Genomic DNA, 17,145 nt, shown 5'->3' with positions numbered 1-17,145 from the left:
TGCTGCCTCAGTCCTGCGGGATCCGGTTCACCAGCGGCTCCCCGCGCTCGAACGCGCTGAGGCTCTCCAGCGTCGTGGCCATGATCTGGCCGATGGCCTCGACGGTGAAGAAGGCCTGGTGCCCGGTGACGATCACGTTCGGGAAGGACACCAGCCGCTGGATCACGTCGTCGTGGATCACCGTGGAGGACAGGTCCTGGAAGAACAGGCTGGCCTCCTGCTCGTAGACGTCGATCGCCAGGCCGCCGAGCTGGCCCGTCTTCAGCGCCTGCGTCGCCGCCTCGGTGTCGACGAGCCCGCCGCGGCTGGTGTTCACCAGGATCGCGCCGCGCTTGAGCTGCGCCAGCGAGCCGGCATCGACGATGTGACGCGTCTGCTCGGTCAACGGGCAGTGCAGCGAGATCACGTCCGACTGCGCCATCAGCGCGGGCAGCGGCAGGTAGCGGCCGCCGAGGTCCTCGAATTCGGCCTTCGGATACGCGTCGTGGCCCAGCACCGTGCAGCCGAAGCCCGCCATGATGCGCGCGAAGATCGTCCCGATCTTGCCGGTGCCGATCACGCCCACCGTCTTGCCATGGAGGTCGACACCCATCAGGCCGTCGAGCTCGAAGTTGCCGTCCCGCGTGCGCACGCTGGCGCGGACGATCTTGCGGTTGACCGCGAGCAGCAGGCCCACGGCGAACTCGGCGACCGAGTACGGCGAGTAGTCGGTGACGCGGACGACCTCGATGCCGAGCCGGCGCGCGGCCTCGGCGTCGATGTGGTTGAAGCCGGTCGAGCGCGTCGCCACCAGCAGCGTGCCCTGCGCGGCGAGCCGGGTCAGCACCTCGGCATCCACGGCGTCGTTGACGAAGACGCACACGGCCTTGCATCCGGCGGCCAGCGCGACCGTGTCGACGGTCAGGCGGTCCTGCACGAACACCAGCTCATGACCGATCTCCCGGTTGGCCTGCTGCAGCAGGGTCTGGTCGTACCGGCGGGTACTGAAGACGGCGGTTTTCATCGTTCCTGCTCCTTGCCTCTTACTCCCTCTCCCGCTTGCGGGAGAGGGCCGGGGTGAGGGCCAGCGGCGGTTGAAGTACGGTGGCTCCTGCGATCTCACCACATCCCCAGCACGCGCCACCATGCCGTGCCCACGATCGCGAAGATCAGCAGCTCCAGCACGCACATCACCGCGCCCACGCGCCACCACTGCCCCATCGTCACATAGCCGCTGCCGAAGATGATCGGCGAGGTTCCCGTCGCATAGTGGGTCAGCGTCATCATGATCGCCGAGCCCGCCGTCATCATCAGCATGAACGGCACCAGGTAGTCGCCCGGTACCAGCTGCGCGCCGACGGTCAGGAAGGCCAGCATCATCGCGCTGATGTGGGCGGTGGTGCTCGCGAAGAGGTAGTGCGAGAACACGAACGCCGCCACCAGCACCGCGGCGACCCAGAACCAGCCCATGCCGCTGGCCACGATTGCATCGCGCATGCCGATCGAGAACCACGAGATCACGCCCAGCTTGTTCAACTGCTCCGCGAGCATGACCAGCGCGCCGAACCAGATCAGCGTGTCCCACGCGCTCTTCTCGGACAGCACGTCGTCCCAGTCGATGGTGCCGGTGATGATCAGCGCGAACAGGCCCAGGAAGGCCACCACCGTCGGATCCAGCGTCCACCCCGGCCCGAAGATCATCGCGGGCACGTTCGCCCACAGCAGCAGCATCAGGCCGAAGACACCGAGCATCACGCGCTCCTTCCCGGACAGCGGCCCCATGCGGGCCAGCTCGCCGCGCGCGTACGCGACGGCGTTGGGCGTGGCCTTGAGCTCGGGCGGCGCGAGCAGGAACACCACCAGCGGCATCGTCAGCAGCGCGACCAGCCCCGGCAGCAGCATGCACAGCGCCCAGGTGGTCCAGGTGAGGTGCAGCGACTGCCCGGTGGCCTTGGCGACGTAGTCGACCACCAGCGGGTTGGGCGCGGTGGCGGTGAGGAACATCGCCGAGGTGATCGGATTCGCGTGGTAGTTGACCAGCGCGAGGTAGGTGCCGACCTTGCCCTGCGTGCCGGTGGCCGGATCGGAGTCGAAGGCGCTGGCGATCGACTTCATGATCGGATGCACGATGCCGCCACCGCGGGCGGTGTTGCTGGGCGTGAACGGCGCGAGCACGAGCTCGCAGATCGCCAGTCCATAACCGATGCCGACGGTGCGTTTTCCCATCAAGGCGATGAACATCAGCCCGATGCGGCTGCCCAGCCCGGTCTTCTTGAGCCCGCGCGAGATCAGCACCGCCACGACGATCAGCCAGATCAGCGGGTTGGAGAAGCTGCTCAGCGCGTCGGTGATCGCGCCCTTGGAGGTCGGCGACGTCACCTGGGCCAGCGACAGGATGACGATGGCCATCATCGCCATCACGCCGATCGGCATCACCTTCAGGATGATGGCCACGATGGTGGTCAGGAAGATGGCGACCAGGTGCCAGGCCTCGGGCCTGAGCCCGTCCGGCACCGGCACCAGGAGCAGGCCGATGAGCACCCCGGTCGTGATGAACGCGGGGATCAGGCGGAACGGCACCGCCTGCTTGAAATAGCGATAGAGCGCGATCAACCGGGCTGTCATGCGCAGCGTCCCCCTGGAATGTCCAGTTGATTGAATCACGAAGGAACGGTCGCAGGGTCGATCAACACTGGTGTTGCGTCAAGCTTCGTGCACGTGGCAAGGACTGGCCCCTAAACTCGACACGATCAATGCCTGGGGTGGCTATCCATGGATGTCGTCGACCGGTTCGGACTCTTCCTGGCGGCCCAGCCGCTGCTGGCGCTGTTCCTCACGATCGCGGTGGGGTACTGGCTGGGGGCCCGCAGCATCAAGGGCTTCGCGCTCGGATCGGGCGCGGTGCTGTTCGTCGGTCTCGCGATCGGTGCGTCCGCCCCGCAGCTGAAGCTGCCCGCGCTCATCGGCAACCTGGGGCTGATGCTGTTCCTCTACGGCGTGGGCATCGCCTACGGCGCGCAGTTCCTGCGCGGCCTGACCAGCGCGCGCGGCGCCAAGGCCAATGCGGCGGCGCTGCTGGGGGTTCTGGCCTCGCTCGGCCTGATGATCGCGGCGACGCGGTTCTGGCCCGGCGTGGAGCTGCCCAGGGCGTTGGGCGCCTTCTCCGGCGCGGGTACCAGCACGGCGGCGCTGCAGGCGGCGCTGGCGGTCTTCGGACCGTCGCCGGCGACGGGGTACTCCGTCGCCTACCCGGTCGGCGTGGCGATCCCGATCCTGCTTCTCGGTGTCTACAACGCGTGGCGCAAGCCGAAGCTGTCGCACCCTGCGCCGCCGTCGCTCCACGTGGAGGAAGTCGGCGTCGACGATGTCGCCGTGCTCGGCCGCACGGTCGCCGCGGTGTCGCAGACGCTGCCGCAGGGCGTGGCGATCTCCGCGATCCGGCGGGGCCATCACAACATGGGCGCGGCGCCCGAGGTGGAGCTCCAGCGCGGCGACGTGCTGCTGTTGAGCGGCACCGATCCCGCCGCGCTGAAGAACGCCGCGCTGCGTTTCGGCCATGCGGAACCGGGGCGCATCCTGCGCGACCGCAGCGAGTTCGACTACGAGCGCTTCTTCGTTTCCAGCCCGCAGCTGGCCGGCAAGCGGCTGTCGGAACTGCAGCTCCCGCCCGAATGCCGCGCGCGCATCCTGCATCTGCGGCGCAGCGACGTGGACCTCGCACCGCACGCGGACCGGGTGCTGGAATTCGGCGACCGCGTCGGCGTGCTCGCGCCGCGCGAAAGCTTCCCGACGCTGAGCCGCTACTTCGGCGACTCGGTGCGCGCCACCGGCGAGGTGAGCTACATCGGCCTGGGCGTCGGCGTGACGCTGGGGCTGGCGGTCGGCGCGATCAGCCTGCCGCTGCCGCTGCTGGGTCATCTCTCGCTGGGTTTCGCGGGGCTGCTGCTGGTCGCGCTGCTGCTGGGCTGGCGCCGCCGCACCGGGCCGCTCACGTGGGTGATGCCGATCTCGGCCAACCTGGTGCTGCGCAACTTCGGGCTGACGGTGTTCCTCGCGGTGGTGGGGATCTCGTCGGGATCCACCTTCGCCGCCACGATCGCGGAGAGCGGCTGGCTCTACCTGGCGCTCGGCAGCGCGATCGTGTCGGTCCTGGTCATCGTGACCCTGCTGATGGCGACGGTCGTCTTCCGACTGCCATTCGATGCCGCAGCGGGCATTGTCGCTGGGGCCACCGGCAACCCGGCGATCCTGGCCTTCTGCAACCGCATCGCGCCCACCGACCAGCCCGACATCGGCTACGCGATGATCTTCCCGTCGATGACGATCGTGAAGATCGTGCTGGTGCAGGTGGTGGCGATGTCGTATTCATAATCCTCGCCGACGCCGCTCCCCGATTCGACCGCCCCTCTCATGCTCATCACTTCAGACAACTGCGCCGTCGGCAACAGCGCCATGGCCGCGGTGCTGCTTCTCTACTATCACCTGGCCAGGGAAGGCGGCATCACGAATGACCAGACCGTCTACCTGAGTCAAGGCGACTTTGATCCCTTCGCCTTCATCGACGTCGAGGTCGAGGCGGAGCAGCGGCATGAGATCGACGGAAGTCTGCTTCGTGAAGGCGCCATGGTCCACCTGCTGTGCGACCTGAACGATCTCATCGGTGAGTTCGAGGATGACTATCTGCTGCAACCCTTCACGCGCAGGATCCTCGATGCGCTGACCCGGAACGCGGCCGTCGTCATGCCGGAGGCGCTGGCGATCGCCGAGGAGGTCTCCTTGGGTGAAAAGCTGCTGGACCACGCCAGCCTGCGCGCCAAGCTGGATGCCGTCCACTCGCGCTACGTGGTCCGGAGATTCAAGGAACTGGCCGCTTCGGGCAAGTCCTGACCCTGTGCATCCGAGCGGCCACCAACCATGTCGTGACCGTTCGGATTCAGACGGACCCCGGCTCTGACTCCTCCGCCAGCCGTCCGCGGATGACCGCATTCACCTCCGCCCCATAGATCAGCGTCGTCGCGCTGATGTAGAGGAACACCAGCGTGGCGACCACGCCGGCGAAGCTGCCGTAGAGCAGCGCCAGCTTGCCGGCGCTGCGCAGCGTGTACGAGAGCGTCGCTGCCGCCGCCACCCAGAGCGCTGCGCCGACGAGCGCGCCGGGCAGCACCGTGCGCAGTCGCAGGCGGACGTCCGGCAACCAGCCGTAGAGCAGCGCATACAGCACGACCAGCACCGGGAACGCGACGCCATAGCGCACGCTGTTGCGCACCCACAGCGTCTCACGGCCCTTGCCCACGCTGTTCTCCAGCGCCTCCCAGACGTAGGGCATCACGATCACGGAGCTGAAGATGGCGAGGATGGCGCCGCCGACGATCAGCGTGAACAGCGTGACCTTGAGGCGCGCGCGCCAGAACGGCAGGCCGCGCTCGATGGCGTAGGCGCGGTTCAACGCCGTGCGCACGGCCTGCATGCCGGATGAGGCCGTCCACAAGGTGACGAAGAGGCCGATGGCCAGCAGCGCCTGACTGCGCTGGGCCAGCACCTGGTTGACCACCGGCTGCAGCGCGCTGCGCACGAGCGGCGGCGCGTACTCCACGACCCGGCCCGCCAGCGCGGCCGCGTCGCCCGGCGAGCCGATGTACGCGGCGCCCGCCGACACCAGCAGCAGGAGCGGGAACATCGACAGCACCATCGAGAACGCCATGCTCCCCGCCTGGTTGGCGCTCTGGTGCTGCACGTAGTTGCGGATGGCGAGCAGCAGCACGCCGACGACGGGCGTGCGTATGGCCGCCAGGCGGGCCCAACGCAGCAGTCCGCTCAGACGCGGTCGGTCGCGGAATCTGCGCATCCAGGACATGCGGGCATCCATCTTTCGATGCGTGAGGTATTCGCCGAACTATTCATGAGGCATTCATTTCGTCCGTTCTGGCGCGCCCTGGGAACGCCCCTGTTTCATCCGCTTCGGAGCAAGCTTTCAGAGGGAGCGGCGCCAAACCGCAAGCTTCTCGCCCAGCGAAAGTCCATCTGTCCAAAGCGCTCCTGAACTATTCATCGAACTATTCATCGAACGATTCACAGACCATTCGTCGAACGATTCACCCCGGCGCTCCCTGTGGTCCGGCGCAGCACAAGCCGCCGTCCGCAAGGGCAATCGGCGCGCCGGACGGACTCGGCGCCGGTGAACCCGCGGCCCTGTCATGAGAAGATGCCAATTCGCCCGATGGCATCCCCACGATCGCGCGCGCCACCTTCCGCGGCGTCCGATACGCCCCCTCAAGGTCCCGATGAAAGCACCCCCGCGTCTCCAATCCCTGATCGAGGAAGGCCTGATCGACACCGTCGTGCGTCAGCTGATGAGCGGCAAGGAGGCGCTGGTCTACGTGGTGCGCTGCGGCGACGAGACCCGTTGCGCCAAGGTCTACAAGGAGGCCACGCAGCGCAGCTTCCGTCAGGCCGTCGACTACACCGAGAACCGCAAGACCAAGAACAGCCGGCAGGCCCGGGCGATGGCCAAGGGCACGAAGTTCGGCCGCCAGGCCCAGGAGGCCGCGTGGCAGAACGCCGAGGTCGACGCGCTGTATCGCCTGGCCGGCGCCGGCGTGCGCGTGCCACGGCCCTACAACTTCATGGATGGCGTGCTGCTGATGGAGCTCGTCGTGGACGAGAACGGCGACGCGGCGCCGCGCCTGAACGATTCGATGTTCACGGCCGAGGAGGCCCGCACCCACCACCAGAGCCTGCTGGGCGAGGTCGTGCGCATGCTCGGCGCCGGCGTGGTGCACGGCGACCTGTCCGAGTTCAACATCCTGCTGGCCGCCGACGGTCCCGTGATCATCGACCTGCCGCAGGCGGTGGACGCCGCCGGCAACAACCACGCCAAGCGCATGCTGCTGCGCGACGTCAACAACCTGCGCGACTTCTTCGGCGGCTTCGCCCCGGATCTGCTGAGCACCGACTACGGCCACGAGATATGGGCCTTGTATGAAAGCGGCAATCTGACGCCGGAGACGCCGCTGACGGGCCGGTTCAAGCACGCGACCGGCCCGGTCGATCTGGGCGAAGTGATCCGCGAGATCGACGACGCGGTGGACGAGGAAGCCGCGCGGCGCCTGCGGATGCAGTGAGCCGACGCCGGCGCTTCACGGCTTCACGGCTTCACTGTTTCGGGGCCCGGAGCGTCGCCGTGATCGCGTCCCGGATCGGGAACAGGTGGTCGTTGCCGTTGAACTCCGCCTCCGGGCTGTTGCCGGTGTGCACGATGACGACCTTCGCGATCGGGTCCACGAAGATGTTCTGCCCGTTGGTGCCCCAGGCGAAGGCGCGTCCGCCCGCCGCCTGCGGGATCCAGACGTGCAGCCCGTAATACGGCACGGCCGCGGGCTGGGGCTTGTCCCGGCGCAGCTGGGTCATCTGCTCGATCCACGCCTGGGGCACGACCTGACGCCCACCCACGCGACCGAGGGTCATGATCAGTTGCCCCAGCCGGGCGTAGTCCCGCAAGCTCGCGACGAACTGGCCCTGCACGCCCTCCTGCCCTGCCCGGTTCTTGATCCAGTAGGCGGGCGACTCGGCGCCCATCGGGCCCCACAGGTGCGTGGACAGGTAGTCGGTGTTGCTCACGCCGGTGCGCGCGCTCAGCATCAGGCCGAGCACGGCCGTCACCGCGCCGTTGTAGTTGAAGACCTTGCCGGCGGGATCCTTCTCCTTCTTGCCCGCCAGGTAAGCCCGCACGTCGGTGAAGGGCTCGATCATCGGATTCGTGCTCTGGTTGTCCGAGGCCTCGCCGGGCCGGAACGAGTTCTTCAGCGCCACGCCCGAGCTCATGCGCAGCAGGTCCTCGACGCTGTCGTCGGCGAAGGCGCTGTCGCGGAAGTCCGGCAGCACCGTCGCGACGCGCTCGTCGAGGGACAGCCTGCCCTCGCCGATCGCGATGCCGATCAGCAGTGCGAGGACGGTCTTGGACATCGACGCCGACAGCAGCGCGGTAGACGGCCGCGCCTGCTGCAGGTAGCGCTCGAACACCACCTGGCCCTCGTGCATCACCAGAAAGCCGGTGGTGCAGAACTTGCCGAAGTAGTCCTCGAGCGGCACGGCCGTCGCCGAGCCGCGCGGCCTGTAGCTCACCGCGCCCAGCGGCGTCCCCGCGGGCAAGGCCTGCGGGACGGCGGCGGCCGGTGCCTCGTTGTGGAGGAAGCGCTTCTGGGGATCGAAGTAGACGCCCTCGCAGCCGGAGGCCGCCTGCGCGTGAGCGGCACCGCCCAGCACGACGGCGAGGGTCGCGACCAGGTGATGCAGCGCAGGACCTCGCCGCGGTCGCGGGGGTGGCAGCTGCATCCTCTGTCCTCGCTGTCGACGCTGCATCATTTGTCGCGATCGTAGCTGCCGGTGCCGACGTAGACGGACCGGTTGTCGCCGTCGACGGGGAAGCTGAGCAGCCGCTCCTTGTGGCCGTCGTCGTACTCGAGCGTGATCACGAAACCGTCCAGTTGATATCTGCCGCGGCGACTCGCGCCGTCGTCCTTCGTGCGGGTACCGCTGCTGACCCCGACCGTCCCGAGCCCCGTGCCGACGGTGCTGCTGCCCGTGCTGCTGCTGCCCTTGCCGTCGCCCTGCGACGACCCCGCGATCACCGTGCCGGTGATGGCCTGCAGGCTGCCCGTGCTGGACGTGGCGCTGAAGCTGCGCTCGAAGCGGCCGTCCTTCGTGAACCGAAGGCTGTGCATGGCCGAGGTGCCGCCGGTGATCATGCTGCCGGTGAAGCTGCGCCGGCTGAAGCTGCCCTCCAGCCGCGCATCCTTGCTCCAGGGGCGCACCGCCTCGTGCCCCTCGGGCTTCCAGTCACCGGACGGACGACCGTCGTCGTCCTGGGCCTGCATCGCGTAACCCTTGCCGGCGCTGCGCCAGCGGCCCCATTGCTGGGGCTCGAGCTGGCGCGACACGGCGACGTCGAGCTGGTCCGGCGGCATGTCGGTGCGGCGGTAGACCGTGCCGTCCCGCAGCAGGAAGCGCACGTCCTCCTCCCATCGGGTGCCGTTGAGGTTGTTGGCGTAACCGTGGATCACGACGGCGGCCAGGTCCTTGTCGCCCAGGCCCTTGCCTGGCGCGGTCGACACGCGCTGCAGCGCCACCTCCTTGCGCGCCAGCGGGGTCTGCGCCAGCGGCGACAGGGTCAGGCCCGATGCATCGTTGACGAGCGCGGCGTCGGCGAGGTCCATCGACAGGCGGCTCAGCGACGTGACGACACCGCGCAGCACCACTTCCCGGCCGAGCCAGGATTCGGCGTTGAATTTCAGGTGGATGACCTGTTCGCCGATGCGATCGCCCTGCTCCTGCACGAGATGGAAATTCTCGGGGCGGCGCATGTCGCGGGCCACGCGGCCCTTGACGTAGACCAGCCCGAGCTTGCGCCGGGCAGCCTCCTCGGAGATCACCAGCCAGTTGCCGCGCTGTTCCGTCAGCGCGATCACCTGGCTGGGCAGCAAGACCTGGCCCCGCGCGGGTTCGACGGCGACGGGCAGCGGGGTGATCGGCATGACGAGGTTGGCCTGCACGATCGCGCGCGCCACGGCGCCCGCCTGCGGGTAGCGCGCGGCGACGTCCTTGCCACCGCCCTGCCACTCGCGCGCGAGCGTGGCGCAGGCCTGCGGATCGCTCTGCACGCGCTGGCGCATGGGCTCGACCAGCTTGTCCCAGGACGCGTCGCCGCTGCGCCGCTGCATCATGCGGGTGAGCACCACCCGCATCGGGGCGATCTGGTAGCGCCCGCGCCAGGCGATCCAGGCCTCGCGCATCGCGGGGACGGAGGCCGCGCCGGCTTCCTGGCAGGCGTCGATCCCGGCTTCGGACATCACGTCGTAGCTCACGGCCTCGACGAGCTGGCTCATGGCCGCGGTATCGGTGACCAGGCTCTTCGCGTCAGGCGCGGCGTGGGACGGGCTGGCGAGCAGCGCAGCAGCACAGGCAGGCAGTGCCGCCAATGCGTAACGCGCGGTAAGCGCGGCGGACAAGCGAGACGCGGCATGTGCGGTGTACGCGCTACGGGCCGCGAGTGCGGATCGGATGGAGGGGAGACGCATGCGATCGGATCCGGAAATTCGGAGGACTGCATCCTGCCTTCTCGAGGCGTTGCCGGCCACAGCCCGGACGGGGAAGCGTCCGTCTGGGACTTGACGCGCCGCCCCGGATCACTCCGTCCGGATCGACGGCTCGCAGAGCACCGGAAAGTTCAGCGAGTTGGCGATGAAGCACTGCTCGTGCGCGTCATGGTGCAGACGCCGGGCGAGGTCGACGTCGTCGCCGGCCCGCACGGTGACGCGCGGCCGCAGGACGATCTGCGTGAAGCGGCCCTTCGCGCCTTCGACCATGGTGCCCTCGGCCTCGTCCACGTAGTCCAGCACGGCGATGCCGGCCTCGGCGCACAGGTGGAGGTACCAGAGCTTGTGACAGGCGCTGGTCGAGCCCACCAGCAGGTCTTCCGGATTCCAGCGGGTCCTGTCCCCCAGGAAGGCCGGATCGGACGACCCGAGGATCGTGGCCTTGCCCGCCGACCCGATCGCATGGTCCCGGCTGTAGGCCTTGTAGCCGGAGGTGCCGGTACCCTGGTTGCCGGTCCACGTCACGGTGACCTGGTACTTGTGTTCGCGATGTGCCATGTGGTGTCGCTCCTGTGGGTCAACGGGAGTAGATCAGATCCGCAAGGCGGATCCGGCCATCGCCTGCACCAGGACCTGTCCCCACTGTTGACGCATCGCTACGATGCCAGCCTCCAATCAACAAGAATCTGAAGGGTATCGAATGAGGGAGATCCTGCTTTGGCTGGCGGCCGCGATGGCCGCAGTCTCGCTGTCGGGCTGTTCGTCGCTGGGTCGGCTTGACACGTCCTCCACGGGCCCGGCACCGTCCGAGTCGATCATCATGATCGGCGTCGCTCCGGAGAACTTCACGGTGTCCTTGTTCAGGGGGTCCGTCTCCGGCGAACGCTTCAATCAAGGTCTACTTCCCGCCACGCTCTATGGCGTCGGCCAACAGGGCTTCCTGGTCGGCAAGGCGGACGCTGGCGACACCCTGGGCCTGACCATCGTGCGTGAGCTCAACAAGCCCTCGGACATCCTCGGAGGTCGCCTCTTCTCGCCGTGCGGCGATGCCCACGCCATGGTCTACGACATCCCGAAGGGCAAGGTGCTCTATCTCGGTTCTGTGCGCTACGCCTCCGATGGCAGCAGGTTGCGGGTGTCGCGGGAAGACGACCTCGATGCGGCGCGACGTCATCTGAGGGAGAAGTATCCCAAGGTCACGGGCGAGCTCGAAGTGCTGGAGCCGCGCCTGATGCCAGTGACGCAGGCCTGCGGTCCGGGCATTCCACTCGTCATTCCCATCTACATTCCGCGCAGCAGATGAGCGGCCGCGGCGTATCGGCGAACGACCTGATTGCGCGAACGCCGCCGGCGAGGCTGGCCAATCCTGGCTCCTGCGGGCACGTCGCCGAAATCGATCACGAACCCGTGGACAAGCACCCAGCCGCGCTCGGCATCGATGACCTGCCCGGTCCCCGAATATCCATAGTGCCCATCGCGTTGCAGCCGATCCCCGCCGCTGACGGCACGAGTCTCCTGTGGCCAGTCGTCGAGGTAGGCCGACTGAAGGACGGGAACATCGAGTGGAGAAAGCCGATTCGGCACACGCGAACCGGCGACGAGCCCGCAGGGGAAACAGAAGGCGACCAACTCTCCCGCCTCGCTGGTCAGGGTGACGGACGCTGCCTCCTCGTCAGGAGGATCGACGCGCGTGACGAGAAGATCGGGGACGCCGAGCTTCTCGTCAATTGCCAAGGTCCACCTCCTCCAGCCGGCCGGCCAGGATGCCCGGCCACTTCGACCGGCACCACGTCTCCACGAGCTTCATGCGCCCCGATCCCCAGGCATTCCGCTTCAGATCGGCGAAGTCCCAGATGTGATTCACCGTCGCGGGCGGCTCCGTCACCTGCCAATGCCAGCCCTTGCCGAGCACCGTCAGCGTGGCCCGACCCCGCTCGTCCTCGCCCGTGAAGTTCGGCTGGAACGAGATCCTGGCGCCATCCGCCTCGACCGTGCCGACAAACCACGCCGAGTCGACCTTGTCACCGCTGATGGTCTCGACCCGTCCGCACACGGCCTGTCCCTGTTGAAGAGCCTCCAGCGAAAACATGGCCCGCTTGCCCCCATCGACTCCCCAGGAGCCAGCCATCGACGCGCCTGGCGGCGGCGCGGCGATGGCAAGGACTGGCCCCGCCAGGAAGACAACGCCCGCCACTGCGCGAGCGGTCAACCGTCCAGCACGCTTCATCGCGCCCGGCATCGAACACGATCCGCCATGGAATGGCCAACACATCACCATCGTGCATTCCTGAAGGTTGGGAGAGATACACCGGGGATCGTCTCCCCGAAACCGGAGGGGATCTTAGGCGGAACGCATAAGCACCTGCGCATCCCTTCGTAGCCCTCCGAGGCGGTCTCGGCGATCCTGACGTCGACCTTTGCCGTGTGCTCTTTCCGAGCAATTCAAGCCCGGGAGTCCCGCCTCCCGGGCCATTTTTCGTTCCTTCGCCGTTCTCCCGTTCTCCTGTTCCTCCATCGCCATGGCCATTCGACGCTCCGCCCTCCTCGGCCTCACCGCCGCTGCCGCTTTGCTCTTCACCGGCGCGAGCCGCGCCGAGGAGATCATCCGGATCGCCGTCACCAACGGCCCGCATGCGCAGATCGCCGAGGTCGCGAAGCAGGTCGCGGCCCGCGACGGCCTCACGCTGCAGATCGTCGAGTTCTCCGACTACGTGCAGCCGAACGCCGCCCTCGACGCCGGCGACGTGCAGGCCAACAGCTATCAGCACCTGCCCTTCCTGCAATCGCAGATCCAGGCGCGCGGCTACAAGATCAGCGCGGTCGGCGTGACCGTCACGGCGCCGCTGGGCTTCTACTCGAAACGCATCAAGCGGCTCGATCAGCTGGCGACCGGCGCCCGCGTCGCCATCCCCAACGACCCGACCAACAGCGGCCGTGCGCTGCAGCTGTTGCACAAGGCCGGCGTCCTCACGCTCAAGCCCGGCGCGGGCATCTCGGCCACGACGCTCGACATCGCCGGGAACCCGCGCAGGCTGCAGATCGTCCAGGTGGACGCCGCGCAGCTGCCGCGCACGCTGGACGACGTCGACGCCAGCGCGATCAACACGAACTACGCGGTGCAGGCGGGTCTCGTCCCGAAGCGCGATGCCATCGCGATCGAAGACGCCAGGAGCCCCTACGCCAATCTCATCGCCGTGAGGACGCAGGACAAGGACCGGCCCTGGGTGCCGAAGCTGGTCCGCGCCTTCCAGTCGCCCGAAGTCCGCCAGTTCGTGGCAGAGCGCTTCGCGGATTCGCTGGTCGTCGCGTTCTGAACGGTGCTCAGGCGAGCAGTCCGCCATCCACGTTGATGATCGTGCCCGTGAGGTGCCTTGCTCCCGGGCTTGCCAGGAAGGTGACCGCGGCGGCGATGTCCGCGGGCGCGGCAAAACGGCCCAGCGGCGCCAGGCTGCGCTGGTAGTCCGCGCTCTCGCCATCGGCCGGGTTCATGTCCGTGTCGGTCGAGCCCGGCTGGACCAGATTGGCGGTGATGTCCTTCGGGCCCAGCTCCTGCGCGAGCCCGCGCGTGAAGGACTGAAGCGCCGATTTCGTCATGTAGTAGACCGTGCCCGGCGCGCCGACGATGCGGTCCGCGCCGGCGGAGCCGATGGTGATCACGCGGCCTCCCGCGCCCAGGTGCGGGATGGCCGCCTGCGTCGCCAGCACGGGTCCGCGGACGTTGACCGCGAGCAGCGCGTCGATGTCCGCCACGCTGAAGTCCGCGATCGTGTTGTAGCGGGCAATGCCGGCGTTGTTGACCAGGATGTCCAGTCCCCCCAGCGCCGCAACGGCCTCGTCGACCGACCGCCTGATGGCGCCTGGATCCGCGCTGTCGGCCTGGATGGCCACGCCGCGGCGGCCCAGGCGCTCGATCGACGCCACGACGGCCCGCGCGCGATCGCCCGAGTTCTGGAAGGTCAGCGCGACGTCAGCGCCTTCTTCCGCCAGCGCGACCGCGATCGCGGCCCCGATGCCCCGAGATCCGCCCGTCACCAGGGCACGTTTTCCAGCAAGTTGCTTCATGGGTCCACCATTTATGCAGTGATTGATGCATTAATAGTAGAATCCGGATCCTGGCATCGTCAAGGCATTTATGAAGCGATCGTTGCAAAAGAAATCCCCGTGCCGGCGGAGACCGCCGCGCCCGCCCCTCGCGGGCGTGGCCGGCCACGTGCCTTCGATCGCGAGGAGGCGCTGATGAAGGCCATGCGGCTCTTCTGGATCAAGGGATACGAGGCCACATCGATCGCCGACCTGACCACGGCGCTGGGCGTCGGCTCGACCAGCCTGTATGCCGCCTTCGGCTCGAAGGACGAGCTGTACGCCGAGACGCTGCGGCTCTACTCGGACACCTTCGAGCACCTGGTGCTGGGACGGTTCCGGCTGGCGGCCACGGCCCGTGAAGCGGCGCTCGCCTACCTGCGGGATTCGGCGGCGGCCATGACGGGCGCCGACTGCGATCTGCCGCACGGGTGCCTGGTCACGCTGAGCACGGTGGGCAGCGAGGGGCATGACGAACTCGGTGAAGTGATGAAGACCACGCGGGCCGGCGCTTTCGTCGTGCTGTCGTCCCGTCTGGAACAGGGCGTCGCCGATGGGGAACTGCCGCCTGCCCTCGACATCGCGCACCTCGCCAGGTATCTGCAGACGGTGCAGAGCGGCATGGCGATCCGCGCCCGTGACGGCGCCGACCGATCGGAACTCCAGGCGGTCGCCGAGATCGCGATGGCCGGCTGGGACGGCATCGTCCAGCAGGCGAAGTCGAAGTCGCAGTCACCATCGCAGCCGGGGAAGAAGCAACCGGTCCGTGCCGGCCCGGGCCGGATGAAAACCTGAACAGCGGGGACTTTTCCCGCCGCCGGTCCAGCGTCTGACGACGGCGCGCCGCCCGCGCGATCCCCTCGGTTCAGAGACGGATCGACGGGTTCGCGGCGCATGCGCGCCCCAGCGCTCCGCCGCCAGCAAATGCGAATAGGGAATACGACGGATCCCTCGTATTCTTCAATGCGATCAATCCATCGCATTTCGTCGTCGCCTGGACCTCCTTTCCAGGCAGCGGCGTCCGAATCCCCTCTTCGCACACGACCATGAACCGCTCCATCGACGCATCGCGCGGCGACGCCTCCGGGCCGTCCGGCGCCGACATCTTCCTGCGGCTGCTGCCGCTGACACTGACCGTCTTCATCGGCTTCCTCACGATCGGCATCCAGTTGCCCGTCCTCCCCTGCACGTGCACCGGACGCTGGGCATGGACGAGCTGGTGGTCGGCCTCGTCATCGGCTCGCAGTTCGCTGCGGCGCTGCTGTCCCGCGCCTGGGCCGGCAACTTCGCCGACCTCCGCGGCACCCATCGCGCCGTCCGCCTGGGCCTCGTGCTCGCGGCGGTCTCGGGCTTTGTCTACCTGGTCTCGCTGAGCTTCCCGACGCAACCGACGCTCGCCGTCTGGGTGCTCGTCGCGGGACGCCTGGTGCTGGCGGTCGGCGAGAGCCTCCTGGTCACCGGCGCCATGGGCTGGGGCATCGGCCTCGTCGGACCGCAGAACGCCGGCAAGGTGATGGCGTGGATCGGCACGGCCATCTATGGCGCGTATGCCATCGGCGCCCCGCTGGGCGTCGCCTTGAACGCGAGCCGCGGCTTCGCCGGCATCTGCGCCGCCGTGCTGGTGATCCCGATCCTGGGCGTGCTCGTCATCACCCGCGCGCCCACCGTGCCGCCCGCGGCCGGCCGCAGGACGCCGTTCTACGCCGTGCTCGCCGCCGTCAGCGGCCCCGGGCTGGGCCTGGCGCTGTGCAGCGCCGGCTTCGGCGTGATCACGGCCTTCATCGCGCTGCTCTTCGTCTCGAAACAATGGGGCGACGCGTCGCTCGCCTTCACCGCGTTCGGCGTCGCCTTCATCGGCGCACGCGTCCTCTTCAGCCACCTGCCCGACCAGATCGGCGGCGCCAAGGTGGCGCTCGTCTGCGTGCTCATCGAGGCGGTCGGACTGCTGGTGATCTGGCAGGCGGACAGCGCAGCCGTCGCCTATGCCGGCACGGCCTTGACGGCCTTCGGTTATTCGCTCGCCTTCCCGGGATTCGGCGTGGAAGCCGTGCGCCGCGCCCCGCCGCAGGCACGCAGCCTGGCCATGGGCGCGTACGTGGCCTTCCTCGACGTCTCGCTGGGCCTGCTCAGTCCGGCAGCCGGCGCGCTCGCGCGGGCCTACTCGGTCGACGCGGTCTATCTGGCCGCCGCGGTGACCGTCGCGGCCTCCGCACTGGTGGCGCTGGCGCTGCTGATGGCGAAGCCCCGCGTCGCCCTCAGGCCGGCCGGCGGCGGCTGAGCGCCGCCTTCGGAGCCGCCGCTGCATTCGCTTTCGGATTCACCTTCGGGGCTCCCTTCGACGTTGCCGCCGGAGCGGTGTTCAAGGTGCCGATGTAGGCGCAGAGCATGTCCGCCAGGGCGCCCGCGTAGGCCTTGATCTCGGCCGCCGTCCTCGGACTGGCCGAGAAGTCGTGACCCACCACGCTCAAGGTCGTGAGGATCAGATCGCCCGCCAATGCGCGGGCCGCGGCACCCGCCCCGGGCACGGCCTCCTCCATGAAGGCCTGCATCGTCAGCGTCACTTCCGATCGGGCCGCCTGCGACTCCGGCGCATCGCGGTACAGCGGCGCCGCGTCATTGAGCGCCACGCGCATGCCGGCCTCCTCGCATTCGGACTTGAGGAAGGCCAGGACCAGCACCCGCAGGCGCTCCAGCGGCGGCCGCCTCCCGTCCTCCAGGATGCGGCGGAGGGTCTGCGTGGTCGCCTGCCACTCATCGGTCTGGAGCCGGAACAGGATCGCCGCCTTGTTCGGGAAGTACTGGTAGACGGACCCGACGCTGACCCCCGCCCGCTCCGCGACCCGCGCCGTGGTGAAACGCGCCGCGCCTTCCGTCTCCAGAACCTGAATGGCCGCTTGAAGGATGGCGGCCACGAGGTCGGTCGAACGGGCCTGCTGAGGCAGCTTCCGGGAGGAGATCTGGGGCGGTTTGCGTGTGGACATGGCGAGGTGGCGGT

General features: G+C 68.4%; 17 protein-coding genes and 1 pseudogene. 7 read left to right on the top strand and 11 right to left on the bottom strand.

Features of this window, described 5'->3' with window-relative positions; genetic code table 11:
* Positions 1-7: 7 nt before the first annotated feature.
* Positions 8-1,003 (bottom strand): 2-hydroxyacid dehydrogenase, encoded by a 996-nt coding sequence (locus tag ACQ86G_RS19665; protein ID WP_431256897.1) that lies wholly within the window; start codon positions 1,001-1,003, stop codon positions 8-10.
* Between the two features lie 95 nt (positions 1,004-1,098).
* On the bottom strand, positions 1,099-2,604 hold the full coding sequence (locus ACQ86G_RS19660) for a DASS family sodium-coupled anion symporter (RefSeq protein WP_431256896.1): 1,506 nt from the start codon (positions 2,602-2,604) through the stop codon (positions 1,099-1,101).
* A 147-nt stretch (positions 2,605-2,751) separates the two neighbouring features.
* Between ACQ86G_RS19660 and ACQ86G_RS19655 the strand changes: the two genes are divergently transcribed.
* Positions 2,752-4,350, top strand: coding sequence for an aspartate:alanine exchanger family transporter (locus ACQ86G_RS19655; RefSeq protein ID WP_431256895.1), 1,599 nt, complete (start codon positions 2,752-2,754; stop codon positions 4,348-4,350).
* A gap of 81 nt (positions 4,351-4,431) precedes the next feature.
* A complete protein-coding gene (locus ACQ86G_RS19650) occupies positions 4,432-4,866 on the top strand; it encodes a hypothetical protein (protein ID WP_431256894.1) in 435 nt (144 codons plus the stop codon).
* A 46-nt stretch (positions 4,867-4,912) separates the two neighbouring features.
* Here ACQ86G_RS19650 and ACQ86G_RS19645 read toward each other — a convergent pair whose 3' ends face one another.
* The gene (locus tag ACQ86G_RS19645) at positions 4,913-5,833 is read right to left on the bottom strand and encodes a YihY/virulence factor BrkB family protein (protein WP_431256893.1); all 921 of its coding nucleotides are present in this window, start codon (positions 5,831-5,833) and stop codon (positions 4,913-4,915) included.
* Between the two features lie 427 nt (positions 5,834-6,260).
* Here ACQ86G_RS19645 and ACQ86G_RS19640 point away from each other — a divergent pair, with 427 nt between their 5' ends.
* Positions 6,261-7,100, top strand: a complete 840-nt coding sequence (locus ACQ86G_RS19640; protein WP_431256892.1) for a PA4780 family RIO1-like protein kinase — start codon at positions 6,261-6,263, stop codon at positions 7,098-7,100.
* Positions 7,101-7,131: 31 nt separating this feature from the next.
* Here ACQ86G_RS19640 and ACQ86G_RS19635 read toward each other — a convergent pair whose 3' ends face one another.
* From ACQ86G_RS19635 to ACQ86G_RS19625, 3 genes are all read right to left on the bottom strand, one after another.
* Positions 7,132-8,310 (bottom strand): serine hydrolase domain-containing protein, encoded by a 1,179-nt coding sequence (locus ACQ86G_RS19635; protein WP_431256891.1) that lies wholly within the window; start codon positions 8,308-8,310, stop codon positions 7,132-7,134.
* Positions 8,311-8,336: 26 nt separating this feature from the next.
* Positions 8,337-9,983 (bottom strand): hypothetical protein, encoded by a 1,647-nt coding sequence (locus ACQ86G_RS19630; RefSeq protein WP_431256890.1) that lies wholly within the window; start codon positions 9,981-9,983, stop codon positions 8,337-8,339.
* A 177-nt stretch (positions 9,984-10,160) separates the two neighbouring features.
* Positions 10,161-10,628 carry an OsmC family protein gene (locus tag ACQ86G_RS19625; RefSeq protein WP_431256889.1) on the bottom strand — a complete coding sequence of 156 codons (468 nt, stop codon included), beginning with the start codon at positions 10,626-10,628 and terminating at the stop codon, positions 10,161-10,163.
* A gap of 142 nt (positions 10,629-10,770) precedes the next feature.
* Here ACQ86G_RS19625 and ACQ86G_RS19620 point away from each other — a divergent pair, with 142 nt between their 5' ends.
* Positions 10,771-11,373 (top strand): hypothetical protein, encoded by a 603-nt coding sequence (locus ACQ86G_RS19620; protein ID WP_431256888.1) that lies wholly within the window; start codon positions 10,771-10,773, stop codon positions 11,371-11,373.
* Here the strand turns inward: ACQ86G_RS19620 and ACQ86G_RS19615 are convergent.
* Together ACQ86G_RS19615 and ACQ86G_RS19610 are read right to left on the bottom strand one after the other, a co-directional pair.
* On the bottom strand, positions 11,352-11,804 hold the full coding sequence (locus ACQ86G_RS19615; protein WP_431256887.1) for a hypothetical protein: 453 nt from the start codon (positions 11,802-11,804) through the stop codon (positions 11,352-11,354). The genes ACQ86G_RS19620 and ACQ86G_RS19615 overlap by 22 nt on opposite strands.
* On the bottom strand, positions 11,794-12,309 hold the full coding sequence (locus ACQ86G_RS19610) for a hypothetical protein (RefSeq protein ID WP_431256886.1): 516 nt from the start codon (positions 12,307-12,309) through the stop codon (positions 11,794-11,796). Before ACQ86G_RS19610 ends, ACQ86G_RS19615 begins: the two co-directional genes overlap by 11 nt.
* Positions 12,310-12,595: 286 nt before the next feature.
* On the opposite strand from ACQ86G_RS19610, the gene ACQ86G_RS19605 reads away from it, so the two are divergent.
* Positions 12,596-13,384, top strand: a complete 789-nt coding sequence (locus tag ACQ86G_RS19605) for a MetQ/NlpA family ABC transporter substrate-binding protein (RefSeq protein WP_431261450.1) — start codon at positions 12,596-12,598, stop codon at positions 13,382-13,384.
* A gap of 7 nt (positions 13,385-13,391) precedes the next feature.
* Here the strand turns inward: ACQ86G_RS19605 and ACQ86G_RS19600 are convergent, their stop codons facing one another.
* Positions 13,392-14,132 carry an SDR family NAD(P)-dependent oxidoreductase gene (locus ACQ86G_RS19600; RefSeq protein ID WP_431256885.1) on the bottom strand — a complete coding sequence of 247 codons (741 nt, stop codon included), beginning with the start codon at positions 14,130-14,132 and terminating at the stop codon, positions 13,392-13,394.
* Between the two features lie 174 nt (positions 14,133-14,306).
* On the opposite strand from ACQ86G_RS19600, the gene ACQ86G_RS19595 reads away from it, so the two are divergent.
* Positions 14,307-14,945 carry a TetR/AcrR family transcriptional regulator gene (locus ACQ86G_RS19595; protein ID WP_431256884.1) on the top strand — a complete coding sequence of 213 codons (639 nt, stop codon included), beginning with the start codon at positions 14,307-14,309 and terminating at the stop codon, positions 14,943-14,945.
* A gap of 70 nt (positions 14,946-15,015) precedes the next feature.
* Here the strand turns inward: ACQ86G_RS19595 and ACQ86G_RS19590 are convergent, their stop codons facing one another.
* Positions 15,016-15,294, bottom strand: coding sequence for a hypothetical protein (locus ACQ86G_RS19590; RefSeq protein WP_431261547.1), 279 nt, complete (start codon positions 15,292-15,294; stop codon positions 15,016-15,018).
* Here ACQ86G_RS19590 and ACQ86G_RS19585 point away from each other — a divergent pair.
* A pseudogene (locus ACQ86G_RS19585) lies at positions 15,197-16,428 on the top strand (arabinose transporter). The gene ACQ86G_RS19590 and the pseudogene ACQ86G_RS19585 sit on opposite strands and share 98 nt — an antisense overlap.
* Here the strand turns inward: ACQ86G_RS19585 and ACQ86G_RS19580 are convergent.
* Complete coding sequence (locus tag ACQ86G_RS19580) at positions 16,406-17,131, bottom strand: TetR family transcriptional regulator (RefSeq protein ID WP_431256883.1); 726 nt, start codon at positions 17,129-17,131, stop codon at positions 16,406-16,408. The pseudogene ACQ86G_RS19585 and the gene ACQ86G_RS19580 overlap by 23 nt on opposite strands.
* Positions 17,132-17,145: the final 14 nt, after the last annotated feature.

Source organism: Roseateles chitinivorans (genome assembly GCF_050632145.1).
Classification (GTDB): Bacteria; Pseudomonadota; Gammaproteobacteria; order Burkholderiales; family Burkholderiaceae_C; genus Roseateles; species Roseateles chitinivorans_B.
The sequence above is the reverse complement of the archived record's forward strand: the minus strand, read 5'-3'. Positions and strand labels throughout refer to the sequence as shown.